Consider the following 22,717-nt stretch of genomic DNA (forward strand, 5'->3'; position numbering starts at 1 on the left):
AGCATCGTCACAGCCCGGATCCCGTGGCGCGCTCCGTGCGTATCTTCCCACGTCCGCCGGCGGGTCCGTGCCGCCGCACCGCACCAGGAGGGCGCGGGAGCACATGGCACACTTTGACAGGGCGTCCGCACCGAGCATGCCCGCACCGAGCATGTCCGAAGCATCTCTCGAAGCAGGTCCTGAAGCATGGAGGAACAGTGGAGTTCGACGTCACGATCGAGATCCCGAAGGGCCAGCGCAACAAGTACGAGGTCGACCACGAGACCGGTCGCATCCGCCTCGACCGCATGCTCTTCACCTCGACGCGCTACCCGGACGACTACGGGTTCATCGAGGGCACCCTCGGCGAGGACGGCGACCCGCTGGACGCGCTCGTGCTGCTCGAGGAGCCGACGTTCCCCGGCTGCCTGATCCGCTGCCGCGCCCTCGGCATGTTCCGCATGCGCGACGAGGCGGGCGGCGACGACAAGGTGCTGTGCGTCCCCCTGGGCGACCAGCGCGCCGCGTGGCGCCAGGACATCGACGACGTCTCCGACTTCCACCGCCTGGAGATCCAGCACTTCTTCGAGGTCTACAAGGACCTCGAGCCCGGCAAGTCCGTCGAGGGCGCTCACTGGGTGGGCCGCTCCGACGCCGAGGCCGAGATCGAGCGCTCGTTCCAGCGGGCGAAGGACACCGGCTACTACGACGGCCACTGAGCCGCCCGCACCACGACGACGGCGCCGCACCCCACCGGGTGCGGCGCCGTCGTCGTCCTCGGACGAGGTGGCGCCGGGCCGGGGACGTCAGGGCGCGATCGCGCGCCCGTAGCGCGCGCCGGGCGCCGCGCCGAGGTCGAGCCGCACCACCGATCCCTCGGCCAGGAGCCCGGTCAGCACCGCCCCGGTGCCGCCGTTCTCGCCCGGGACGCCGACGTCCGGGGCGCGGCCGGGCACGATCTCCGGGTCCGCGCCGAGCGTCGCGCCCATGAGGTCGCCGGTCTCGGCACCGCCGGGCACCGCGGGCGAGTCCTGCGACCAGCCCTGCCAGGTGCCGAGCGCCTGGACCATCCCCGCGTCGCGCACAGTCCCGACGTCCTCCCCGGGCGTGCCCACGACCACCCGCCACGCCCCGCGCAGGAACGCCCCCGAGACGGCGCTGCCGAACCGGTCGCCGTCCTCCGCCGTACCCGCCGCGCCGGACGAGTCCTGGTGCCGACTGCGGAAGTCGAGCAGCGGCTGCGTCAGCCCCGGGTGCACCCGGCCGATCGACACCATGCCGGCGTCGACGTCGCCCCCCAGGTCCTCGCCGGGCGACCCCACGGCGAGGTCCACCACCTGCGGGTCGCCGACCACGGGGAACAGGTGCACGGCGGCGCCGAAACGGTCGCCCGCCTCCGCCTCTCCCTGCACGCGCGTGAGGCCCTGGTGCACAAGCACGGGCGGGTGCTGCGTGCCAGGCTCCGGGGGCAGACCGCCCGGGTCGCCGGGCGGCGCGAACCAGAGCGCCGTACCGCCGGCCCCGGCCAGGCCACCGACCCGCAGGCCGGGCGCACCGGCTGCCATGACCTGTCCGCGCACGCTCAGCGACGACCCCAGCGCCGCGCCGGCGGCGGCGGTACCGCGCACGCCGAGGTCCGCGAGGTCGAACACCTCGCCCCCGCGCGTCGTCGTGTCGGTCGCGCCGACGACGAACGACGTCACGCGGCCGGAGTCGGGCGCGCTCGTGGCGTCGTGCCCGGGCGACCCCACCCACAGCAGCTGCGGCTTCGGGTCGATGGTCTCCTCCGGCGCCGAGGCGGAGGCGAGCGCCGCCCCGAACCGGGCACCCGCCTGGGGCGTGCCGAGCACGCTCTCCGAGTCGGCCGTGATCCGCTCGCGCCGCACGAACGTCGCCGCCACGGGGTCGTACTCGTAGAGGTAGACGGCCCCCGCGCGCGGCATGCCGAACACCGTCTCCTCCGGGCTGCCCACGACGAGCTGGCTGCAGAACCGGTCGTCGCCCTCCTGCTCGTACGAGCGCAGCTGGGCCACGGCCGTGCCGAACCCGACCGGTCCGCGGAGCACCACCGTGCGCGGCTCGCCGTCGCCGGTGAGGCGCACCTCGACCGTGCCCGCACGCCCCGAGCCCCCCGGGGCGCCGACCACGGCGTCCGGCACACGGTCGCCGTCGAAGTCGTAGCTCGGGCCCAGGCACTCCGGCTCGGCGACCGCCGCCGGTGCCGCGACGATGCCCCCGCCGACCACCGCGGCCACGGCCAGCAGGAGGCTGCCCGTCCGCCGTCGGGCACGCGCGGTCGTGTCCATGCCGCCCCCTCGAGGCCATGGCGGAGCGCGCCGGCATCGGCGCCGCGCAGGTCGGTCCTGTCCCACCGAACTGCCGACGCTACGCCGCCCGCGCACCGCACGACACCGGGACGGACCGTTTCACCCCGACGTCAGTAGCGGGTGATCGTCACCGCCGGGGACAGGGCCGTGGACACGTGCGCCGGGTCCGACGGCACGTACCGGAACCGCAGGTAGACCTTGCCCGGCCGCCCGTCTGCCGTCCTCAGGTACTTCGCGGGCACCCGCACCCGCTGCACCCCCTTGTCACCGCTGGTCAGCGCCCAGTCCGTGCTCCACCGGGTGCGCCAGCCGGAGATCGACGCCCGCGGGCTGCGGGTCTCCAGCACCAGCCGCCCCCGCTCCGGCATCCCCGCCGTCGAGACCCGCACCGTCCCCGCCTCGTACGACCCCAGGTCCGCCTTCACCCGGTACCACGTGTGGTCCATCGACAGCCGAACGCTCGGCTTCGCCTTGTCCACGCGGACGCTCGTGCCGTACCAACTCGTGTCGTACTTGGTGGACGTGGGCGTGAAGTCGGCGTCCAGGCTGTGCCGGCCCGGAGGAAGCACGGTGCTTCCCACCAGGACCGAGCCCTTGCCGTCCACGACCTGCGCCGTGCCGAGCAGCCGGGCGCCCTTGGCGAGCGTGACCTTCCCGTCGAGCCGCGCGCCGGTCTCCGAGGCCACCGAGAAGTACACCCGCCGGGCCGTCCCATACCGCCACGGGACGATGTATTCCCGGGTGTCGACGTCGATCCACGTCTGGTAGCGCGGCTTCACCGACACGTCACGCCGCACCGTCGGTGCCGTCCACCCCGCGCTGTCGAGGACGACGAAGACCGGCCGGTCGGTGCCGATGCCCAGGCGGTCGGGGTCGACCTTCACCGTCGCCGTACCGTCGTCCCGCAGCGTCACCGCTCCGAGGGAGCCCGTGCTGCCGCCCGCCATCCACCGTCGGACGTCGACCCTCCCGGTGGCCGGCCCGAGGTCTGTGGTCGCCTTCACCGTCACGGTCGCGGTCTGACCGACCCGCCACGTCGACGACGTCTGGACGGTGAGCGTCGCAGGCCGCTTCGTGACGTTCGCGTCGACGACCCAGGTCCCGACCACCGTCCCGCCCGGTGCGTCACGGTGGGTCATCCGGTACGTGCGCCCCGGCGCGAGCCCCGTGCCGGGGACGCGGACGTCCGCGACGCCGTCGACCAGAGCCGCCGCCCCGAGGACCAGCCCTGTCTCGGAGGCCAGCGTGATCTCGCCCGACCGGGGCCGGTCCGTCCCGGTCAGGTCTACCCGGACGTCCGCCGGGTCTCCGTAGACGCGCGACCCCGGGATCACCGGACGCGCGGGCGGGTCCACGCGAAAGGCGACGGAGCCCACGGACAGTGGCTCCGGGTTGCCGAGCTGGCGGTGCGTGACCTCCAGCAGGTGCTCGCCGACCTCGATGCCCCGCACCGGGAGGGTCACGGTCCCGTGTCCCCCTGCGAGGGCCACCGCGTCGCCCGCCAGGTGGCCGTCGACCCTCGCGACGAGGTAGCCCTCGGCGTCCGCCCCGTCGTGGAGGACGACGACGTCGGCCGTGACCTCCTCGCCCAGCCACCACCGCGCGTGCGGCACCGAGACCGTCGTGGACGACTCCCCCTCCGCGACGGCCGCCGCGGGTGCCAGCGCACCCGTCACGACCAGTCCCAGGGCGACGAGCCACGTCGTGACCGTCGCGACCGCCCGACGTCGTGCACCGTGCATGAGCAGCCCGTTCTCTCGTTGTTGGCTGAAAGGTAGCGGCACGCGGGCTCGGGGACCAGCGACCTGTGGATGAACGTCGCCGGGCAGCCGAGGGACGTCAGAGCCGTCTACCGTGGGCGCATGCGAGCTGCCGTCATCCACGGACCCCGCGACGTGCGCGTCGAGGACCGTCCGGACCCCAAGATCCTCACCCCGGGCGACGCGGTGGTCCGCGTCGTCGCCGCCTGCGTCTGCGGCTCCGACCTGTGGCCCTACCGCGGCGTGTCCGCCGTGAAGAAGCCGCGCCCCATCGGGCACGAGCTGGTGGGCGTGGTCGAGGCGCTGGGCGCCGACGTGACGTCGACGCGGGTGGGCGACTTCGTGATCCTCCCGTTCACCATGAGCTGCGGCGAGTGCCAGGCGTGCCGGGCCGGCTACCCCGCGGCGTGCGACCTCGTCACGGGCTTCGGCTCCACGGACCGCTGGGGGAACCCCGTCGACGGCGCGCAGGGCGAGCGCGTCCGCATCCCGCTCGCGCAGCACTCCTTGTTCCCGGTGGGGCGCTCGGAGGCCGAGCTCGAGGCCGCGGGCCTGGTGCCGCACCTGCTATCCCTCGCCGACGTCATGTCGACCGGGTACCACGCGGCGTTCTCGGCCGGGGTGTCCGCCGGCGACACCGTGGTCGTGGTCGGGGACGGCGCCGTCGGGCTGTCCGGCGTCCTCGGCGCCCGCCTGCTCGGCGCCGATCGCGTGATCGCGATGAGCCGCCACGACGACCGCGCGGCGCTGGCCCGCGAGTTCGGCGCCACGGACGTCGTCGCCGAGCGCGGCGAGGAGGGCCTCGCCGCCGTGCGCGACCTGCTCGACGGCGACCTCGCCGACGCCGCGCTGGAGTGCGTCGGCACCGAGCAGTCGATGGACACCGCCCTGAGCGTGGTGCGCGGCGGCGGGCGCGTCGGGTTCGTCGGGGTGCCGCACGGCCCCGACCTGAGCGTGCGGCGCCTGTTCGACCGCAACATCACCATCGGTGGCGGCATGGCGTCCGCCCGGCGCTACATGGAGACGCTGCTGCCCGACGTCCTGTCCGGCGCGATCGTGCCCGGCAAGGTCTTCGACCTGGAGCTGCCGCTCGCCGACGTCGCCGAGGCGTACGCCGCGATGGACGAGCGCCGCGCCACCAAGGTGCTGGTCCGGCCGTGACGTCCGGGGGCGCCGTCCGCCGGTACACGCCCGCCGACCGCGACGAGCTGCTGACGCTGTTCGCCCGCGCCGGCGACGGCTCCCCCACCGGCACGCTGTGGCGGCACACGCCGTCCGAGGCCGCGATCTACCTCACGCCGTACCTCGACCACGAGCCGGGGTCGGTCTTCGTCGCCATTGCCGACGGCGCGCTGGTCGGCTACCTCGCGGGGTCGCTCGGGAGCGGGGCGGTGCCGAGCGAGGAGGACCGCATGGTGCGGGCGATCTCGCGGTACCTGGTGGTGCTGCGCCCCCGCTCGATGCCGTTCTTCGCCCGCAGCATCGTGGACGGCGTCCGCGACAAGCGGGCCGGCGAGCCCGCGGCGGGCGAGATCGAGGACGCGCGGTGGCCCGCCCACCTGCACGTCAACGTGGCGCCCGAGGCGCGCGGCACCGGGCTCGCCCAGGGTCTGATGGCCGCCTTCCAGGAGCACGTGCGCGACTCCGGCGTGCCGGGCGCCTACCTCCAGACGCTGGTCGAGAACGAGCGGGCCGCGACGTTCTTCGCCCGGTCCGGCTTCGTGCCGTACGGGGAGGCTCCCGCCGTGCCGGGGCTGCGGCTCGCGGACGGCGGGCGGGCGCACCAGCTGACGATGGTCTGGCCGGCCCCGGACCAGGACTGACCGGTCACGCCTCTGCGAGGCCGATGCGGAACGCCCAGACCACCACCTGGACGCGGTCACGCAGGTCCAGCTTGGCGAGGATCCGGCCGACGTACGTCTTGACCGTCGCCTCGGAGACGAAGATCCGCGCGCCGATCTCTGCGTTCGACAGCCCCTCGGCCAGCAGCCGCACGACGGCGCGCTCCCGCTCCGACAGCGCGGCGGCCGCGGCCTCGCGAGCGGCGACGTCGGGCAGGCGCGGCACGACCTGCGCCAGCAAGCGCCGGGTGGCGGACGGCGCGACGACGGCGTCACCCCGGTGCGCGGTGCGGACGGCGGCGAGCAGGTCGTGCGTGGGCGCGTCCTTGAGCAGGAACCCGCTGGCCCCGGCCCGCAGGGCGCCGTAGACGTACTCGTCCAGGTCGAACGTCGTGAGGACGACGACGCGGCACGGCGGCAGGGACCCGTCCGCGGCGCCCACGACGAGCCGCCGGGTCGCCTCGATGCCGTCGAGCACGGGCATGCGCACGTCCATGAGCACGACGTCGGCGTGGTGCCGGCGCTGGGCCTCGACCGCGGCGGCGCCGTCGGCGGCCTCCGCCACGACCTCCAGGTCCGGGGCGGCATCCACCACCGCCACGGCCCCCGCGCGCACGAGGTCCTGGTCGTCGGCCACCAGCACGCGGATCACGACGCCTCCCCGCTGACGGGCTCCGGGCCGGCCGGCAGGGTCGCCACGACCGCCCATCCGCCGTCGCGCCGCACGTCGAGCCGCCCACCCACCGACTCCACGCGCTCGCGCATGCCGTGCAGCCCCGTCCCCGCTCCCTCGTGGGCCGTGCTCGGCGCGGGCGTGCCGCCGTCGTCCGCCACCACGACCTCCAGCCCGTCGTCTCCCCAGGTCAGTGCCACCCGCGACGCCGCGCCCGCGCCGGCGTGCCGCGCGGTGTTGGTGAGCGATTCCTGCACCACGCGGTACACGGCGAGCTGCGCGGCGGGCCCCAGGGGCCGGGACTCCCCCGCGACGTCGAGGTCGACCGCCCGGCCGGCCGCGCGCACCCGCGCCACGAGGGCGGGCAGGTCGTCCAGGCCGGGCGCCGGGCGGTCGCCCCCGGCGTCGGCGTCGGGCCCGGTGCGCAGCACGTGCAGCAGGCTACGCAGCTCCCTGGACGCCGACCTCCCCGCCTCCTCGACCGCCGCCAGCGCCTCCTGCGCGCGTGCCGGCGCCGCCTGCCCGAGCCGCGCCTGCGCGACCACGACCGCCAGGGAGTGCGCGACGACGTCGTGCATCTCGCGGGCGATGCGCGCCCGCTCGGCGAGGGCGGCGCGCTCGGCCCGGACGTCCTGCTCGGCGACCGCCGCGGCGTGCCGCTCCTCCGTCGCCCGCCGCGCGGCGTCCTGCGCACGACGCAGCAGGCCCGCCGTCCAGGACGCCGCGAGCAGCGCGAGCAGCAGCAGGCCGAGGAGCCACGGGGCCGGGCCGAAGCCGGAGTCGCGGACCGCGGGGTCGCCCGCGTACCGCAGCACGGCCGCGGCCACCCCGACGACGCCCGTCGCCGCGGGCAGCCACGGCCGTGCCGACCACGCCGCGCACGCGGCCACCGACAGCCAGACGAGCAGCGCCGACGGCAGCAGCAGGAACAGCCCGGTCAGCGCGAGCTGGCCCGCGAGCGCCGCGAGCACCAGCAGGTGCGAGGTGACCGGGGCCGCGCGGCGCCAGGCGGTCGCGAGGTGCGCCACCGCGGCCAGCGCCACCAGCGCCGTCGCCGTCCCCGCGGGCAGGGACCGGTACACGATCACGGCTGTGGCCGGCAGGAGCGCCACGGCGGCGACCGCGGCGAGGACGACGTCGCCGCGGGCGGGCACGGGCGTCATCCGGCTCCTACCACCGCGAGCCGGGCCGGGCCGACCGGTCGGCGCGCGTCCTGCGCCTGCAGGGTCGCCGCGAGCAGCGCCACGCCGACGAGGAGCCAGCTGCCGTACGTCAGGGCCACGAGCCCGGTGATGGCGCCGGCGTCCAGGTCCACCGGCCCCGCGGTCAGCCCGAGGAGCTGGCCGAGGGTGCCGAACAGCATGAGCGCACCCATCGTCAGCGCAGCCGTCGAGCCCAGCCAGCCCGCCGCGAGCAGCAGGGGACGCAGTCGGCCGGTGGCCCACGGGCCCGTCAGGCCGAGCACGACCAGCGCCCCGGTGGCGAACAGCGCGACCTCCATCCAGGGCACTCCCTCCGCGTGGCCACCGGGGCGCCCGAACGTGCCGCCGAGCCACCAGTAGAGCTTGAGCGACGGGTACGGGACGCACATCGCCAGGGCAACGTACCGCGGCCACCGCCGCCCCGGCGCGGCGACCGGGCGGGCCGCCCGCGCGGCGTCCCAGGTGGTCAGGACGGTCGTCACGGCGGCGAGCGCGGCCAGCGCCCGGGTGACCATGCCGGGCACGTCGACCTCCGCGAACTCGCCCGCGGGGATGCCCGTGACGGCGAAGAACGCCCGGAAGCCCTCGAGCGCCAGACCGCCCGACCCCCAGAACAGGAGCACGACCGCCGGCCACCCGAGCGCCACGCCGGCCCGCGACCGCCGGGCGCACAGCCCGAGCGCGACCAGGGCCAGCGCCGCGGCGACGGGCACCACCCCGCGCGGGGCGAAGATCGCCGAATAGCCGGTGGGCGGCGCCCCGCGCAGGTGCAGCAGGCCGGCGAGCAGCGCCGCGGTGCAGGAAGCGAGGGCCAGGACGAGACGGGTGCGTGAGGTCATGCCCGTCAGCGTCGTGGGCAGCGCGGGCCGGCCGCGTCGCCCGCAGGTCGTCGGTCCTCACGACCCAGGTCGTCCATCGACGAGCTGTGAGCGCGATTCAGGGGCGGCCGGCGTACGGCATGACCTCGTCCCAGCGGACCGGGGCCTCGCGGACGTCGATCCCCGGGCGCGGGGCCTCGACCATCATCCCGCCGCCGGCGTAGATCGCGACGTGCCGGATGGTCGACGGGTCGGACGTGTCGTTGGCGTAGAAGATGAGGTCGCCCGGACGCATCGCGCCGTAGGAGACCTTGCCGACGGTGAGGTACTGCGACCGCGACGTGCGGGTGATCCACACGCCCGCCGCGTTCCACGCCCCCGCGGTCAGGCCCGAGCAGTCGTAGCCCGGGTCGCCGTCGCCGCCCCACTGGTAGGCGACGCCGATCTTGGACCGCGCCCACGCCAGCGCCTCGCGGCCCTGGGCGGCGGTGCCCTGGCCGACGCCGCTCACCGGCGGCGGGTCCGGCTTCGGGTCGGGCTTCGGGTCGGGCCGCGGCGCCGGGTCCGGCGCGGGCTCTCGCGTCCGCGTCGGCTGCGGGTCCGGCGCGGCCGCCTGTTCCTCGCTGCCCGACGCGGTGTCGTCGGCCCGGTCCCCGTCGGCCGTCGCGCCGTCAGGTCGGTCGGCCTGCGGCTCGGCGGACGAGCCCGGCGCGCCACGGGGCTCCGTGGCACCCGACGACGTGGCGCTCGACGCCGCGGCGTCCTCGGCGCGTTCCCGCGCGTCGGCCTCGCGCGCGGCGGCGACCCTCTCCTGGCGGTCGGCCTCGCGCTGGCGCTCGAGCGCCACGCTGGTGCTGCGCAGGTCGGCGAGGCGCGCGAACAGGCGGTCGCGCTCGTGCTCGGCCGCGGCGGTGCGGGCGGCGAGGTCGTCGGCGGTGCGCCGCGCGGTGGCGAACGCGGACTCGGCCGCCTCGCTGGCCTCCTGCTGCGCGGTGCGGGCCGCCTGCCAGCGGGCGTCGGCGTTGCGCGCCGACGAGCGCAGGTCGGCCTGCCGTGCGAGCGCCCCCGCGATCTTCCGGTCGACGGCGCGCTGCGCGGCCTCGGTCGACACGACGTCACCGACGTCGCGCGCCCCGGTGACGACGTCGAGCGGCCCGAGGCCGTTCTCGTTCGCGCGCGCCGTGGTGCGGTACGCCTCCGCGAGCGAGGAGCGCGCCCGCGCCTCGGCGTCCTGGGCGCGGTCGGCGCGGTCGCGCGCCTTCTGCGTCTCCTCCTGCGCCGCGGCGAGCGCCTCGCGCGCCTCCGCGTAGTCCTCGGCGGCGGTCTGGACGGCGGCCTCGGCGCGGGCGAGCTCGGCGCGGATCGCGTCCAGCCGCGACTGGGCGCCGTCGACGTCGAGGGCGGCGGCGTCCGCCGCGGCGTGCGCGGCGGCGACGTCGTCGTCGGACGGCGGCTCCGCCCACGCGACGCCCCCGGTGACGACGGGCGCGCCGCCGAGCAGCGCGACGGCGAGCCACGACATGACCCTGCTGGTGCGGTGGGTGCGAGGCATGTTCTGCTCCTCCCCTTGGGCAGACGCGCTCCGGGCAACCTCGCCCAGACTCACCCCGGGCGAACAGGACCGCCACCCGAGAGTGCGATCTCGACGCGCGGAGCAAGGCGACACGCCGTCCATATTCTGGTCCCGAATGACGAGACACGGGTGTCGCCCGCTACGCCGCCGGGCTACCGTCGTCCGCATGACCCGTCGAATGTGCCGCTGACCACCGCGCACGTTCGCCTGCCTGCGGCCGCTCGTCGACCCAGCCATCCGCTCCGCGTGCGCAGCCGACCGCCGCGGCCCGCCCCAGACGCGCAGGCCTCCTGGCTCCCGCCGCGGCCCGATCACCGCCGACCGAGCCCTCTCCGAGCCCCCAGGAGCACGTCATGACCTCCAGCTGGACCTTCGAGACCCGCCAGATCCACGCCGGCCAGAGCCCCGACCCCGTGACCGGGGCCCGCGCGCTGCCGATCTACCAGACCACCTCGTTCGAGTTCCCCAGCGCCGACGTCGCCGCCGACCGCTTCGCGCTCGCCGACCTCGGCCCCATCTACACGCGCATCGGCAACCCCACGCAGGAGGCCGTCGAAGCGCGGATCGCCGACCTCGAGGGCGGCGTCGGCGCGCTCCTCGTCGCGTCCGGCCAGGCAGCGGAGACGCTCGCCATCCTCAACGTCGCGCAGGCCGGCGACCACATCGTGGCCAGCCCGAGCCTCTACGGCGGCACGTACAACCTGCTGCACCACACGCTGCCCCGGCTCGGCATCACCACGACGTTCGTCGACGACCCGCACGACCTCGACTCCTGGCGCGCTGCCGCCCGGCCGAACACCAAGGCGTTCTTCGGCGAGACCATCCCCAACCCCCGCGCCGACGTGCTCGACATCGCCGGCGTCGCGTCGGTCGCGCACGAGGTCGGGGTGCCGCTCATCGTGGACAACACCGTGGCGACGCCGTACCTGGTGCGGCCGATCGAGCACGGCGCGGACGTCGTCGTGCACTCGGCCACCAAGTACCTCGGCGGCCACGGCGCGGCGATCGGCGGCGTCATCGTGGACGGCGGCAGGTTCGACTACGCCGCGGACCCGGAGCGCTTCCCCGGCTTCAACGAGCCGGACGCCAGCTACCACGGCCTCGTCTACGCCCGCGACCTCGGCGTCGGATCCGCGCTCGGCGCCAACCTCGCCTTCGTGCTCAAGGCGCGCGTCCAGCTGCTGCGCGACCTGGGCCCCGCCATCGCGCCGTTCAACGCCTTCCTGCTCGCGCAGGGCCTCGAGACGCTGTCGCTGCGGGTGGAGCGGCACGTCGCGAACGCGCAGCAGGTGGCCGAGCGGCTCGAGGAGCGCGACGACGTCCGCCTGGTGCACTACGCCGGGCTCCCGTCGTCGCCGTGGCACGAGAACGCCCGGACGTACGCGCCGAAGGGCGCCGGCGCCGTCGTCGCGTTCGAGCTCGCCGTCGACGACCCGGAGCTGGCGTCCGCCGCGGGCCGCGCCTTCGTCTCGGCGCTGGAGCTGCACTCGCACGTGGCCAACATCGGCGACGTGCGCTCGCTCGTCATCCACCCGGCGTCGACCACGCACTCGCAGCTCACCGCGGCCGAGCAGGCCCGGTCCGGCGTGACGCCGGCGCTGGTGCGGCTCGCGGTCGGGCTCGAGGGGATCGAGGACATCCTGGCCGACCTCGACCTCGGCTTCGCGGAGGCCGCCCGCGTCGTCGCGGCCTCGACGACGGGCTCCACGGACGACGGCGAGGCGGCGGCGTGACCGTGCCCGGCCACCACACGACGCGGCACGGCGGGGGCGTCGCCCCTACCGTGCGGTCGGTGGGCGGGCGCAACGCCGGCACCGCCCCGTCGGTCCGTCCGACGCCCGTCTCCCGGGCGCAGGTCAAGCCGGCCGTGCCCGCCACCGGCGCCTGGCGGGAGGGCGACCCCGCGGGCGCCCGCCGGTTCGCCGACGTCGGGGCCGTCGAGCTGGAGGCGGGCGGCGTGCTGCCCGACGTGCGGGTCGCCTACGAGACATGGGGCGAGCTGGACGCGGACGGCTCCAACGCCGTCCTCGTGCTGCACGCCCTCACCGGCGACGCCCACGTGACCGGCGACGCCGGGCCGGGCCAGCCGACCGCGGGCTGGTGGACCGACATGATCGGCCCCGGCGCGCCGATCGACACCGACCGGTACTTCGTCGTCGCGCCCAACGTGCTGGGCGGCTGTCAGGGCACCACCGGGCCGGCGTCCACCGCCCCCGACGGTCACCCGTGGGGCGGCCGGTTCCCCCGCATCACCACGCGCGACCAGGTGGCCGCGGAGATCGAGCTCGCCCGGCAGCTCGGCGTCGAGCGCTGGTCGCTCGTCGTCGGGGCGTCGATGGGCGGGCTGCGGGTGCTGGAGTGGGCGCTGCTCGGCCCCGACGCGGGGATCGCGGTGGACGGCATCGCCGCGATCGCGACGACGGCGCAGACGTCGGGCGACCAGATCGCCTGGGCGCACCCGCAGCTCGGCGCGATCCGCGCCGACCCCCGCTGGCGGGGAGGCGACTACTACGACGCGGCCGACGGCGACGGGCCGGACGCCGGCCTCGCCATCGCGCGGCAGATCGCGCACACCACCTACCGGACGGCCGCCGAGCTCGACGTGCGGTTCGGGCGCCTGCCGCAGGGCGGCGAGGACCCGCTGGGGGACGGCCGGTACGCCGTCCAGTCGTACCTCGACCATCACGGGGACAAGCTGGCCCGCCGGTTCGACGCCAACTCCTACCTGGTGCTCACGGAGTCGATGCTGAGCCACGACCTGGGCCGCGACCGCGGCGGCGTCGAGTCGGCGCTGTCGCAGGTCACCGCCCGCGCGCTGGTGGTGGCGGTGGACTCCGACCGGCTGTTCCCGCCCGAGCAGGCGAGCCGCATCGCGGCATGGCTGCCCGGTGCGGAGCCGCTGCGGATCGTCACGTCCGACTTCGGCCACGACGGCTTCCTCATCGAGTTCGACCAGCTCGGGCCGATCGTCGCCGACTTCCTCGCGGGCGCGAGCGTCGAGGAGGACGAGCTCGGCTGACGGGCTCGGGTGACGGGTGAACCTCGGCCTGGCCGGGGCCATCGCGGTGCGGGTGTCGGAGGCCGTGCCTAGCGTGGTGCGCGGCCGCCGACCCGTGCGGCCAGCCACCCCGCAGCGTCGCAGGAGGCGCCCCATGGTCCGGCTCACCCCGTATCTCAGCTTCAAGAACCAGGCCGCCGAGGCCCTGGAGTTCTACCGGTCGGTGCTCGGCGGCGAGCTCGACCTCAGCCGGTTCGGCGACATGCCGGCGGACTCGGGCATGCCGATCGAGGACGCCGACAAGGACCTCCTGATGCACGGCCAGCTCGACACGCCGTCCGGCCTCACCCTCATGGCCGCCGACACCGGCTCGATGATGCCGTACGTCGCTCCCACCAGCGGCGTCACCGTCGCGCTGACCGGCGGCCACGAGGACTACGACTACGTCGCGAGCGCGTACGCGAAGCTCGCCGAGGGCGGCACCGACGCGATGCCGTTCGACAAGGCGCCCTGGGGCGACTTCTACGGCCAGGTGACCGACCGGTACGGCATCACCTGGATGTTCGACGTCGGCGCGCCCTGACCGTCGGCTGACCCGCACGGTCAGCCGACGAGCAGGGTCTCCCGCCGGGCGGACATCGCCGCGAGCGCGGCGTGCCACCGCGCCGGCACGTCGCCGAGCGCGGCCAGCCCGGCGTCGTGCCGCGGCGCGCGGTCGCCCCGCAGGCCCGCCCGCACCCGCGCGAGGCTCAACGACTCCAGGCGCGCGGCCGTCAGCTCCTCCCCGACCCCGCCGGCAGGCATGGCGGACAACCTGGCCGGACCCGGCAGGTCCCGGACAGTAGGTTGGACGCATGCTCGCCGCCACCGTCGCCCGGTTCTCGCCCGACTCCCCGCTCGACGGCCTGGAGGTGGGCGAACGGCCCGAACCGGAGCCCCGGGAGAACTGGACCACCGTCCGGGTGCGGGCCGCGAGCCTCAACCACCACGACCTCTGGTCGCTCCGTGGGGTCGGCCTGCGGGCCGAGCAGCTCCCGATGATCCTCGGCACCGACGCCGCCGGGGTCGCCGCCGACGGGGCGCCCGTGCTGGTGCACGGCGTGATCGGCGCCGACGGGCACGGCGTCGGTCCGGACGAGCGCCGCACGCTGCTGTCGGAGAAGTACCCGGGCACGCTCGCGGAGCTCGTGGCGGTGCCGATCCACAACCTGGTGCCGCTCCCCGACGACCTGCCGTTCGAGGAGGCCGCCTGCCTGCCCACGGCCTGGCTCACCGCCTACCGGATGCTGTTCGGCGCCGCCGGCCTGGCCCCGGGCGACCGCGTGCTGGTGCAGGGCGCGGGCGGCGGCGTCGCGACCGCCGCGATCGTGCTGGGCGCCGCGGCCGGCCTCGAGGTGACGGTGACGTCCCGCTCGGCGGAGCGCCGGGAACGCGCCCTGGCGCTGGGCGCCGCGCACGCGGTGGAGACGGGCGCCCGCGTGCCCGACCGCGTGGACGCGGTGATCGAGTCCGTCGGCCAGGCCACGTGGGCGCACTCGGTGCGGTCCGTGCGGCCCGGCGGCACCGTCGTGGTGTGCGGGGCGACGTCGGGCGACGCGCCGCCGGCGGAGCTGTCCCGCGTCTTCTTCAACGAGATCCGCGTGCAGGGCGTCACGATGGGGTCGCGGGACGACCTGGCCGCGCTCGTGCGGTTCGTCGCCCGTACCGGCGTGCGGCCCGTCATCGACTCCGCAGTGCCGCTCGCGCGCGTGCGCGACGGCGTGGCCCGTCTGGCCGCCGGCGAGCAGACGGGCAAGATCGTCGTCCTGCCCTGACCCTCGCGCCGGTCGCGACCTCCGTCGCTGGGCGAGCCTGTCGAAACCCGATTCGTGGTCTCGACAGGCTCGACCGACGGTTGGGTCTCGACAAACTCGACCGACCGGCCGGGTCAGGCGAAGCGGTGCCGGTACGCGTCCAGGAGCGTGGGCCCCTCGGCGCCGAGGCGCCACACGCTCCACCCGTCGGCGGTGGGCGACCCCGAGGCGGCGGACGCCGCGTGGTCCGGGTGCCAGTACCGGGAGCCGTCGGCGAGCTGGATCGCGCCGTCCTGGTGCAGCACGGCCTCGAAGTACTGGCGGCGGCGCGGGCGCGACCACACGATCGTCGTCGGGTGCACCAACGTGCGCGCCAGGGCGACGAGGTCGGAGTCCACCTCGTCGTCGCCCGCTGCGGGCGGCGGCGCCCACGGCGCGGGCTCCGGCTCCGGCGGCACAGGCGACGTCAGCGGGTCGTAGCCGTGGTGGTGCGGCGCCGGCGACCAGCCGGGCTCGAGGGGGTCCGCCGGCGGGGTGCGCAGGCGCGGCGGCTCGAGCGGCGGCACCTGCAGGCGGGGCAGGTCGTCCTCGACGCCGGACCAGCGCGGCTCCGGCACCGGCAGCTCGAACGCCGGGGCGGCGACCTCGGCGAAGGCCTGGCCGAGGTCGGCGCGGTCGGTCGACGAGCCGGCCTCGTCGAGCTCCGGCCGCGACGAGAAGCGGTCCGAGCGGGAGCGGCGACGCGGGGCCGCCGGCCCTCCGGCGCGAGGGCCGGCCGCGGGACGCGGCAGCCGCTCGAGCGTCGCGTCGAGGTCGTCGTCGAGGCCCGTGCCGGGCCGCGGAGCCGGCACGGGCGCCGGGGGCACGGGGACCGGCATCGGCGCCACGGGCGCCGGAGGCACGGGGGCCGGCGTCGCCGGGACGGGCAGCGGCCCACCCGGGAGTGCGTCGGCGGACGGGCCGGCCTCTGCCGAGCGCGGCCGTGCCGCGCGGCGCCGGGTCCGGGTGGGCGGCACGGCCCCGTCGGCCCGGTCGCGCGGCGGCTGGACCGTGGCGGGCACCTTGCCGCCCAGCGCGAGGCCGACGGCGACGCCCTCCGCGAAGGTCTCGGGGTCGACCCCCGCGGGCGGCTCGGCGGCGCGCGGCACGGGCGCGACGTCGTCGGTCGCCGGGACGCCGAGCGCGGGCACGGCGCCGCTCGCGGGGGCGGACAGGCTCGGGGCCGACGGTGCGGACGCAGGGTGGATCACCAGGGGCGAGACGTCCACGAAGCGGCGCCCGTCCGCGCTGTGCACCACGCCCATCTTGAGCACCTCGACGGGCATGGTGGGCTGGCGCAGGAAGTCGACGGCGTTGAGGATCTCCTCGCTCGCCTCCTGGCAGATGACGATGAGCCGCGCGCTGCTGCGCCCCGGCTGCGAGCGGGTGATCGGCACGCTGTCGTAGAACGCCGCCACGTCGCGGTGGAAGGCCGACGGCCCCCCGTGGTACCGCTCGGCCAGGGCGCCGCGGGTCAGCCGGCCGGCGGCACCGGCATGGTCGAGGGCGCGGGTCAGGGCGGCGCGGTCGAGGTCGGCGACGAGCTCGACGACGACGGGCGACCCGGTGGCGTCGAGGGCGAGAAGGTGCGGCTCGTCGGGGCCGACGCCCGGGCTGACCGGGAAGATCTGCTCACCGAGCAGGCCGTCGATGTGACTGTCCACCACCCGGTGGGCGGTGGTCCCGACGCCCTGGGCGCTTGCTGCGGGCGATCGGTCGGGCTGGACGAGGAGGGGCCTCTGGGCATCGACCTCGAACAGGGGCATTGCACACCACTCCTGGCTCGGACCCGACCCCGGCGGCCGGATCCCGGGCCAAGCCTAAGGCCCCCGTGGGGTGGCGTGTACCACAGCAACCTTCCAGGCGCGCGTCGGCGCGCGCGAGCCCTGCCGGCGGTCCGACTCCGCCCGACGGGCTACGCGTGCCCGGCGCCGCCGTCGTCCGCGAGCCGCTCCTCGACGCGCGCGACCTTCGCGTCGAGCTGCCCCGTGTACCCGGGCCGGATGTCCGCCTTGATCACCAGCGACACGCGGTGCCCGCCTGCGCCGACGGCCTCCGTGGCGCGCTGGATCACCGGCATCACCTCGTCCCAGTCCCCCTCGATCTCGGTGAACATCGCGGTCGTACGGGTCGGGAGCCCCGACTCGCGGACGATGCGGACGGCGGCGGCGACGGAGTCCGCCACGGACTCGCCCGCGCCGAGCGGGGCGACGGAGAAAGCGAAGACGGCCATGCGGCTCATTCTGCCCGCATCCTCTCTCGCTGGTGGAGCCTGTCGAAACCCGGTCCGTGGTTTCGACAGGCTCAACCAGCGGAGGAGAAACCGTAGGCTCGTCGGGTGAGCACACGCGTCACCCTTCTCGCCGGCGGGGTCGGCGGCGCCCGCCTGGCGCACGGCCTGACCCTCGCCCTGCCCGACGGCGGCGCCCCGACGCCGGACGGCGGCCTGACCGTCGTCGTCAACGTCGGCGACGACACCGAGCGGCACGGGCTGCTGGTCTCCCCCGACCTCGACACCGTCATGTACACGCTCGCCGGGCTGAACGACGAGACCCGGGGCTGGGGGCTGACCGACGAGACGTACACGACCCTCGACCAGCTGGCCCGCCTCGGCGAGGACACGTGGTTCACGCTGGGCGACCGGGACCTCGCGACGCACGTCGTGCGGACCGCGGCCCTGCGCGAGGGGCGCCCGCTCCACGCGGTGACGGCGCGGCTCACGGAGGCGCTGGGCGTGCGGGCACGGCTGCTGCCGGTCACGGACGACCGGCTGCGCACGCTCGTCGACACGCCGTCCGGCCGGGTCGCGTTCCAGGAGTACTTCGTGCACCGGCAGCACGCCGACGCGGTGCTCGGCATCGAGCTCGACGGTGCCGACGCCGCCCGACCGGCTCCCGGCGTGCTCGACGCCGTCTCGGGCGCGGACCTGCTCGTCGTCGCGCCGTCCAACCCGTTCCTGTCGGTGGAGCCCGTGCTGGCGGTGCCCGGTGTGCGCGACGCCGTGCTCGCGTCGCCGGCGCGGCGCGTGGCGGTGAGCCCGATCGTGGGCGGGCAGGCGATCAAGGGCCCCGCGGCGCAGATCCTGGAGACGCTGGGGCACGAGGTGTCGGCGCTGGGCGTGGCCCGGCTGTACGCGGACCTCGTGGACGTCATGGTCGTGGACGACGCCGACGCCGCCCTCGCCGGACCCATCCGGGACCTCGGGTTCGACGTCGTCGTCACGGACACGATCATGGGCGGCCCCGCCGGCCGCGAGCGCCTGGCCCGCGACCTGCTCGCCCTGGGATGAGCGCACCGCCCCCCGGCGACGGGCCAGGCACCGTCGCGGTGGTGCCCCTGCGCGGCGGCGTCTCGGGCAAGTCGAGGCTCGCGGCCGCGCTCGACCCGGCCGCCCGGCGGCGGCTCGTCGCGGCGCTGGCGCGGCACGTCGTCGCCGTCCTGCTGGCCTCGGACGGCGTCGACGGCGTGCTCGTCGTCACGGCCGACGTGCCCTTCGCCGTCGACACCCTCGGTCTGCGCGCTCGAGGCGGCAGTGCGCGCGTCGAGGTGGTCCAGCAGCCGCCGGACCGGCCGGGCCTGAACGCGGCGCTCGACGTCGGACGGGAGGCCGCGCTCGAGCGCGGGGCCGCGCGCCTGCTCGTCGCCCACGCCGACCTGCCGCTGCTCGCGCCCGACGACGTCGTGGCACTGCTCGCCGCGGGGGCGGCGGGCGACGCTCCGGCGCCGGTCGTCGTCGCCACCGACCGGCACCTCGCGGGCACGAACCTGCTCGTGCTGCCGACCCGCCCGCCCGGGGACGCACCTTTCGCCTTCCGCTTCGGCGAGGGGTCGCGGGCGGCGCACGTCGCCGAGGCCGAGCGCGCCGGGCTCCGGCCCGTCGTCGTGCGCCGCCCGGGCACCGCCGTCGACCTCGACACCGTGGACGACTGGGGCGAGCTGCCCCGCGCCGTCCGCGACCGGCTGCGGCACGGGCTCGACCTCCCCCTCCCGTGAGGGTTCGGGCTCCCGGCGATCACGGTGGAAGCGGCGTCGCGCCCGGGACGTCGTCGGACCTGACGTCGGTGTCAGGGTCGAGGGCGGCGGTCTCGGCGGCGCCGCCCGCACCGCTCAGTTCCGCGCCCGGCCTCGGTCCATCCCGGCATGAGCACCGAGTCGAGCATCGAGCTGATCGAGCAGGACACGCTGCCGGGCGCGGACTTCGAGGGTTACCTGCACGGGTCCACCGTGTCGGTGATGTTCGAGCGGTTCGACCGCGACGGCGTCGGACCCCGCCTGCACCGCCACCCCTACACGGAGACGTTCGTCCTCCGCTCGGGGCGGGCGCTGTTCCGGGTGGGGGACGACGAGGTGGTCGCCGTGGGAGGCCAGATCCTCGTCGCCCCCGCCGGGACGCCGCACAAGTTCACCGTGATCGGCCCCGAGGTCTACGAGGCGCTGCACGTGCACGCCAACGACCGGTTCGTCACGGAGTGGCTGGAGTAGGCCGGCTCACACCTGCTCAGACCGTGTCGAGGCGCGCCCGCAGCCCGGGGTCGAGGTCGAGCTCGGCGGCACCGAGCAGCTCGTCGAGCTGCGCGACGCTGCTCGCCCCGATGACCGGCACGACCGGCACGTCGCCGCCCAGGAGCCAGGCGAGCACCACCTGGTTCGGCGTGGCTCCGATCTCGGCGGCCACCTCGCGCAGCACGCGCAGCCGCTCGTGCGTCGTCGGGTGGTCGAAGCTGTCCCACAGCGGCTTGTCGTCGCGCACCAGTGCACCCTGCATGAGCGGGGAGTACGCGACGACGGCGAGCGGGCTGCCCGCCTCGGACGACGCGCGGGCGTAGTCGAGCAGCTCGTACGACGCCCAGTTGTGGCGGCCGACGTCGGGCCGCGGGTAGGGGTAGGTGAGCTGCTGCTGCACCAGGCCGTAGGGCGCGACGCCCTGGCGGCGGGCCTCCTCCCGTGCCTCGACCACGCGGTGCAGCGCGACGTTGGAGATGCCGCCGATCCCGACGAGCCCCTCGGCCTGGAGCTTGCCGAACGCGCCGATGGTCTCGGCGAGCGGGGTGTCGTAGTCGTCGACGTGCCCGTAGTACGCGTCGATGTGGTCGATGCCGAGGTGCCGCAGGCTCTCGCGCGCCTCCCAGGCGACGGTCTCGGCGCCGAGGCCCTGGTAGTTCGTGGGCGGCACCTGCTGCAACGGCAGGTTCGGGTCCTTCTTGGCGGCGCCCACCTTGGTGGCGATGCGCAGCTGGTCGCGCAGGCCCCGGTCGGCCAGCCAGCGGCCGAGGACGTCCTCGCTGTCGCGGCCGTGCCCGCCACCCCACCCGTTGTAGTTGTTCGCGGTGTCGAGGAACGTGCCGCCCGCCTCGACGAAGCGGTCGAGGATCGCGAAGGACGTCTCCTCGTCGGTCCGGGTGCCGAACCACATGGTGCCGAGGCACAGGGTGCTGACGTCGAAGGAGGTGGTGCCGTCGCCGATCGTGCGGTAGCGCATGGGTGCTCCTGTCCGTGGGGCCGGCGGACAGCCCGCCGGCCGATACCCCCGACGCTAGGAGCAGATCGGCCCGGGTGTACCGTCCAATCCCATGGCCCTCAGCCAGACCAATTCCGTCCGCCCGGCCGATCCGCGGCTCGCGTGGGACACGGTGCTCGACCTCGGGACCGACGACGCGCCCCTGGTCGCGCGCCTCGAGCGCGCCGTGCGCGACGCCGTGCACGCCGGCCGCGTTCCCGCCGGGGCGGCGCTGCCGCCGTCACGCGCGCTCGCGGAGACGCTGGGCGTGTCGCGGTGGGTCGTGACGGAGGTCTACGGACAGCTCGTCGCGGAGGGGTTCTGCGAGGCGCGCATCGGCTCGGGCACGCGGATCGCGGCGGGCGCCGCCGCGCACGCCGCGCCGAAGCGCGCGACGTCGACGTCCCCCGGCCCCGCGGGCCGTGCGCGGCTCGACCTGGCCCCCGGCGTGCCGGACCTGCGGCACGTGCCGCGGGCGGCGTGGCTGCGGGCGCTGCGCGACGCCCTGGCCGATGCCCCCGACGCCGACCTGGGCGCCCCCGACCCGGCCGGGCACCTGGCGGCGCGCGCCGCCGTCGTCGAGTACCTGGCGCGCGCCCGCTCGACCTGCGCGAGCCCCGACGACCTGCTGGTGACGCACGGCGCCACCGACGGGATGGCGCGGCTCTCCCGCGCGCTGCGGTCGGCCGGGCACCGGGCCCTCCTGGTCGAGGACCCGAGCTGGGCGCGGCTGCGCGACGTCGCACGGGACGCCGGCCTGGTCCCCGTGCCCGTGCCCGTCGACGCCCGCGGGGTCGACGTGGACGCCCTCGTCGCGGCCGCCGCGCGCACCGGGGCCCGGGCCGCGCTGGTCGCGCCCGCGCACCAGTTCCCCACCGGCGTGGCCCTCGCGCCCGAGCGCCGGGACGCGCTCGTGTCGTGGGCGCGCGCCTCCGACGGCCTGGTGATCGAGGACGACTACGACGCCGAGTTCCGCTACGACCGACGACCGGTCGCGGCGCTGCAGGGGCACGACCCCGGCCGCGTGGCGCTGCTCGGGTCGCTCAGCAAGACGGTCTCCCCCGCCTTCGGGCTCGGCTGGCTCGTGCTGCCCCCGCGCTGGCGGGAGCGCCTCGGACCACAGGCGGGCGGGCCGGCGCCGTCGACGCTCGACCAGCTCGCGCTCGCCCGGTTCCTCACCGACGGGGGCTACGAGCGGCACCTGCGGGCCGCGCGCGGCCGGTTCCGCCGGCGCCGCGCCGGGCTGCTCGACGCTCTCGCGGCCACCCTGCCCGGCCTGCCGGTGACCGGTCTGGCGGCGGGCCTGCACGTCGTGCTCGGCCTGCCCGACGGCGTCGCGGCCGCCGCCGTCGTCCGCGCGGCCGCCGCGCGCGACGTCGCCGTCGCCGACCTGCGGCGCTACCGCGTCGCCGCGGCGCCCCTCCCCGGTACACCCGACGAGGCGCTCGTCGTCGGGTACGGCAACCTCGCCGACGCGCGCGTGGGCGAGGCCGTGGCAGGGCTCGCCGCGACCCTGCGGTCCGTCGGGATCTGAGTCACCACCGCCCGCGGTGCACGACATCCTCCAGCGGTTTGCGCCGGCGCCGCGCGGGCGAGCCCTTCGCACCGCCGTCGGCGGGGTGGCCGACCGCGACGACGCCGGTCTGGACCCACGCGTCGGGGACGCCGAACGCCTCCCGGAACGCCGGCATCTCGCCCGCGCCGATGCCGAAGAAGCACGCCCCGAGGCCCTCGTCGACCGCCGTCTGCAGCATGAGCAGCGACGCCATCCCGGCGTCCACGTGCCAGTACGGCACCGGCCAGCGCGCCTCGTCGCGGTCGGTCCAGCCCTTGTCGGCCTCGGCGTACCGGCCGAGGTACGCGTCCTTCGAGCACAGCGCGACGACGAGCACCGGGGCGGTGCGCATGCCCGCCAGCCACGCGGACATGTCGCGCTGCGACGAGCCGGGCGTCGCCGCCGTCCAGAACCGCTCGCGGTCCTCCGGCTCGGTGAGCACGAGGAACGACCAGCCCTGCGAGAACCCCGCGCTGGGCGCGCGTACCGCGTTGTGCACCAGCCGGTCCACCGTCTCGGGCGTCACGGGCTCGTCCGTGAACCGCCGCACCATCCGCCGTCTGCGCACCACGTCCTGGAACTCCACGCGCCCATCCTGCCGCCCGCCGCCGCCGTGCTCGGCATCGTGCGTGCTGGATTGATCCTCAAAGTGGCCGTTTGAG

The 22,717-nt window shown here is 76.2% G+C and carries 22 protein-coding genes; 11 read left to right on the top strand and 11 right to left on the bottom strand.

Features of this window, described 5'->3' with window-relative positions:
• Positions 1-197: 197 nt before the first annotated feature.
• The gene (locus tag B5Y66_RS03205; protein WP_079570841.1) at positions 198-698 is read left to right on the top strand and encodes an inorganic diphosphatase; all 501 of its coding nucleotides are present in this window, start codon (positions 198-200) and stop codon (positions 696-698) included.
• 87 nt (positions 699-785) lie between these two features.
• On the opposite strand, the gene B5Y66_RS03210 is transcribed toward B5Y66_RS03205, so the two are convergent.
• Positions 786-2,285: a hypothetical protein gene (locus B5Y66_RS03210; RefSeq protein WP_079570844.1), complete on the bottom strand. Its 1,500-nt coding sequence runs from the start codon at positions 2,283-2,285 to the stop codon at positions 786-788.
• A 131-nt stretch (positions 2,286-2,416) separates the two neighbouring features.
• Positions 2,417-4,048 carry an Ig-like domain-containing protein gene (locus B5Y66_RS03215; RefSeq protein ID WP_079570846.1) on the bottom strand — a complete coding sequence of 544 codons (1,632 nt, stop codon included), beginning with the start codon at positions 4,046-4,048 and terminating at the stop codon, positions 2,417-2,419.
• 120 nt (positions 4,049-4,168) lie between these two features.
• Between B5Y66_RS03215 and B5Y66_RS03220 the strand changes: the two genes are divergently transcribed.
• Positions 4,169-5,227, top strand: a complete 1,059-nt coding sequence (locus B5Y66_RS03220) for a zinc-binding dehydrogenase (RefSeq protein WP_079570849.1) — start codon at positions 4,169-4,171, stop codon at positions 5,225-5,227.
• Positions 5,224-5,889: a GNAT family N-acetyltransferase gene (locus B5Y66_RS03225; RefSeq protein WP_079570852.1), complete on the top strand. Its 666-nt coding sequence runs from the start codon at positions 5,224-5,226 to the stop codon at positions 5,887-5,889. Before B5Y66_RS03220 ends, B5Y66_RS03225 begins: the two co-directional genes overlap by 4 nt.
• Positions 5,890-5,893: 4 nt before the next feature.
• Here the strand turns inward: B5Y66_RS03225 and B5Y66_RS03230 are convergent, their stop codons facing one another.
• The 4 genes from B5Y66_RS03230 to B5Y66_RS03245 form a co-directional block, all read right to left on the bottom strand.
• The gene (locus tag B5Y66_RS03230; RefSeq protein ID WP_079570855.1) at positions 5,894-6,616 is read right to left on the bottom strand and encodes a response regulator; all 723 of its coding nucleotides are present in this window, start codon (positions 6,614-6,616) and stop codon (positions 5,894-5,896) included.
• Complete coding sequence (locus B5Y66_RS03235) at positions 6,556-7,743, bottom strand: sensor histidine kinase (RefSeq protein WP_079570860.1); 1,188 nt, start codon at positions 7,741-7,743, stop codon at positions 6,556-6,558. Before B5Y66_RS03235 ends, B5Y66_RS03230 begins: the two co-directional genes overlap by 61 nt.
• Positions 7,740-8,621, bottom strand: coding sequence for a hypothetical protein (locus tag B5Y66_RS03240; RefSeq protein ID WP_079570863.1), 882 nt, complete (start codon positions 8,619-8,621; stop codon positions 7,740-7,742). Before B5Y66_RS03240 ends, B5Y66_RS03235 begins: the two co-directional genes overlap by 4 nt.
• A gap of 97 nt (positions 8,622-8,718) precedes the next feature.
• Positions 8,719-10,152, bottom strand: coding sequence for a C40 family peptidase (locus B5Y66_RS03245; protein ID WP_079570866.1), 1,434 nt, complete (start codon positions 10,150-10,152; stop codon positions 8,719-8,721).
• Between the two features lie 374 nt (positions 10,153-10,526).
• Here B5Y66_RS03245 and B5Y66_RS03250 point away from each other — a divergent pair, with 374 nt between their 5' ends.
• From B5Y66_RS03250 to B5Y66_RS03260, 3 genes are all read left to right on the top strand, one after another.
• Positions 10,527-11,906, top strand: coding sequence for a bifunctional o-acetylhomoserine/o-acetylserine sulfhydrylase (locus B5Y66_RS03250; protein WP_079570870.1), 1,380 nt, complete (start codon positions 10,527-10,529; stop codon positions 11,904-11,906).
• 50 nt (positions 11,907-11,956) lie between these two features.
• Positions 11,957-13,192, top strand: coding sequence for a homoserine O-acetyltransferase MetX (metX, locus tag B5Y66_RS03255; RefSeq protein WP_139820732.1), 1,236 nt, complete (start codon positions 11,957-11,959; stop codon positions 13,190-13,192).
• 133 nt (positions 13,193-13,325) lie between these two features.
• Positions 13,326-13,754: a VOC family protein gene (locus tag B5Y66_RS03260; RefSeq protein ID WP_079570873.1), complete on the top strand. Its 429-nt coding sequence runs from the start codon at positions 13,326-13,328 to the stop codon at positions 13,752-13,754.
• Positions 13,755-13,774: 20 nt separating this feature from the next.
• Here the strand turns inward: B5Y66_RS03260 and B5Y66_RS03265 are convergent, their stop codons facing one another.
• Positions 13,775-13,975, bottom strand: a complete 201-nt coding sequence (locus B5Y66_RS03265) for a hypothetical protein (protein WP_079570876.1) — start codon at positions 13,973-13,975, stop codon at positions 13,775-13,777.
• 50 nt (positions 13,976-14,025) lie between these two features.
• Between B5Y66_RS03265 and B5Y66_RS03270 the strand changes: the two genes are divergently transcribed.
• Positions 14,026-14,985 (top strand): zinc-binding dehydrogenase, encoded by a 960-nt coding sequence (locus B5Y66_RS03270; RefSeq protein ID WP_079570878.1) that lies wholly within the window; start codon positions 14,026-14,028, stop codon positions 14,983-14,985.
• Positions 14,986-15,098: 113 nt separating this feature from the next.
• Here the strand turns inward: B5Y66_RS03270 and B5Y66_RS22450 are convergent, their stop codons facing one another.
• Positions 15,099-16,769, bottom strand: coding sequence for a restriction system modified-DNA reader domain-containing protein (locus tag B5Y66_RS22450; protein WP_079570881.1), 1,671 nt, complete (start codon positions 16,767-16,769; stop codon positions 15,099-15,101).
• A gap of 149 nt (positions 16,770-16,918) precedes the next feature.
• Positions 16,919-17,236, bottom strand: a complete 318-nt coding sequence (locus tag B5Y66_RS03280) for an MTH1187 family thiamine-binding protein (protein ID WP_079571762.1) — start codon at positions 17,234-17,236, stop codon at positions 16,919-16,921.
• A gap of 105 nt (positions 17,237-17,341) precedes the next feature.
• Here B5Y66_RS03280 and cofD point away from each other — a divergent pair, with 105 nt between their 5' ends.
• The 3 genes from cofD to B5Y66_RS03295 all read left to right on the top strand — a co-directional run bounded on the left by cofD (position 17,342) and on the right by B5Y66_RS03295 (position 19,485).
• Positions 17,342-18,292: a 2-phospho-L-lactate transferase gene (cofD, locus tag B5Y66_RS03285; protein WP_079570884.1), complete on the top strand. Its 951-nt coding sequence runs from the start codon at positions 17,342-17,344 to the stop codon at positions 18,290-18,292.
• Positions 18,289-18,996, top strand: coding sequence for a 2-phospho-L-lactate guanylyltransferase (gene cofC, locus B5Y66_RS03290; protein WP_079570887.1), 708 nt, complete (start codon positions 18,289-18,291; stop codon positions 18,994-18,996). The genes cofD and cofC overlap by 4 nt, the downstream gene beginning before the upstream one ends.
• 147 nt (positions 18,997-19,143) lie before the next feature.
• The gene (locus B5Y66_RS03295) at positions 19,144-19,485 is read left to right on the top strand and encodes a cupin domain-containing protein (RefSeq protein ID WP_079570890.1); all 342 of its coding nucleotides are present in this window, start codon (positions 19,144-19,146) and stop codon (positions 19,483-19,485) included.
• A 16-nt stretch (positions 19,486-19,501) separates the two neighbouring features.
• Here the strand turns inward: B5Y66_RS03295 and B5Y66_RS03300 are convergent, their stop codons facing one another.
• A complete protein-coding gene (locus B5Y66_RS03300; protein WP_079570893.1) occupies positions 19,502-20,482 on the bottom strand; it encodes an aldo/keto reductase in 981 nt (326 codons plus the stop codon).
• A 91-nt stretch (positions 20,483-20,573) separates the two neighbouring features.
• Between B5Y66_RS03300 and pdxR the strand changes: the two genes are divergently transcribed.
• Complete coding sequence (pdxR, locus tag B5Y66_RS03305) at positions 20,574-22,034, top strand: MocR-like pyridoxine biosynthesis transcription factor PdxR (protein WP_079570895.1); 1,461 nt, start codon at positions 20,574-20,576, stop codon at positions 22,032-22,034.
• Between the two features lies 1 nt (position 22,035).
• On the opposite strand, the gene B5Y66_RS03310 is transcribed toward pdxR, so the two are convergent.
• Positions 22,036-22,641, bottom strand: coding sequence for a nitroreductase family protein (locus tag B5Y66_RS03310; RefSeq protein ID WP_079570898.1), 606 nt, complete (start codon positions 22,639-22,641; stop codon positions 22,036-22,038).
• Positions 22,642-22,717 lie beyond the last annotated feature (76 nt).

The organism is Krasilnikoviella flava (assembly GCF_900167525.1).
Classification (GTDB): domain Bacteria; phylum Actinomycetota; class Actinomycetes; order Actinomycetales; family Cellulomonadaceae; genus Isoptericola; species Isoptericola flavus.

What these genes read in the sequence shown, in the direction of transcription:
- B5Y66_RS03210 (WP_079570844.1), bottom strand. Translation starts at nt 2,285, where the DNA reads ATGGACACGACCGCGCGTGCCCGACGGCGGACGGGCAGCCTCCTGCTG.
- B5Y66_RS03215 (WP_079570846.1), bottom strand. Translation starts at nt 4,048, where the DNA reads ATGCACGGTGCACGACGTCGGGCGGTCGCGACGGTCACGACGTGGCTC.
- B5Y66_RS03220 (WP_079570849.1), top strand. Translation starts at nt 4,169, where the DNA reads ATGCGAGCTGCCGTCATCCACGGACCCCGCGACGTGCGCGTCGAGGAC.
- B5Y66_RS03230 (WP_079570855.1), bottom strand. Translation starts at nt 6,616, where the DNA reads ATGGGCGGTCGTGGCGACCCTGCCGGCCGGCCCGGAGCCCGTCAGCGG.
- B5Y66_RS03235 (WP_079570860.1), bottom strand. Translation starts at nt 7,743, where the DNA reads ATGACGCCCGTGCCCGCCCGCGGCGACGTCGTCCTCGCCGCGGTCGCC.
- B5Y66_RS03240 (WP_079570863.1), bottom strand. Translation starts at nt 8,621, where the DNA reads ATGACCTCACGCACCCGTCTCGTCCTGGCCCTCGCTTCCTGCACCGCG.
- B5Y66_RS03245 (WP_079570866.1), bottom strand. Translation starts at nt 10,152, where the DNA reads ATGCCTCGCACCCACCGCACCAGCAGGGTCATGTCGTGGCTCGCCGTC.
- B5Y66_RS03250 (WP_079570870.1), top strand. Translation starts at nt 10,527, where the DNA reads ATGACCTCCAGCTGGACCTTCGAGACCCGCCAGATCCACGCCGGCCAG.
- B5Y66_RS03260 (WP_079570873.1), top strand. Translation starts at nt 13,326, where the DNA reads ATGGTCCGGCTCACCCCGTATCTCAGCTTCAAGAACCAGGCCGCCGAG.
- B5Y66_RS03265 (WP_079570876.1), bottom strand. Translation starts at nt 13,975, where the DNA reads ATGCCTGCCGGCGGGGTCGGGGAGGAGCTGACGGCCGCGCGCCTGGAG.
- B5Y66_RS03270 (WP_079570878.1), top strand. Translation starts at nt 14,026, where the DNA reads ATGCTCGCCGCCACCGTCGCCCGGTTCTCGCCCGACTCCCCGCTCGAC.
- B5Y66_RS22450 (WP_079570881.1), bottom strand. Translation starts at nt 16,769, where the DNA reads ATGCCCCTGTTCGAGGTCGATGCCCAGAGGCCCCTCCTCGTCCAGCCC.
- B5Y66_RS03280 (WP_079571762.1), bottom strand. Translation starts at nt 17,236, where the DNA reads ATGGCCGTCTTCGCTTTCTCCGTCGCCCCGCTCGGCGCGGGCGAGTCC.
- cofC (WP_079570887.1), top strand. Translation starts at nt 18,289, where the DNA reads ATGAGCGCACCGCCCCCCGGCGACGGGCCAGGCACCGTCGCGGTGGTG.
- B5Y66_RS03295 (WP_079570890.1), top strand. Translation starts at nt 19,144, where the DNA reads ATGAGCACCGAGTCGAGCATCGAGCTGATCGAGCAGGACACGCTGCCG.
- B5Y66_RS03300 (WP_079570893.1), bottom strand. Translation starts at nt 20,482, where the DNA reads ATGCGCTACCGCACGATCGGCGACGGCACCACCTCCTTCGACGTCAGC.
- pdxR (WP_079570895.1), top strand. Translation starts at nt 20,574, where the DNA reads ATGGCCCTCAGCCAGACCAATTCCGTCCGCCCGGCCGATCCGCGGCTC.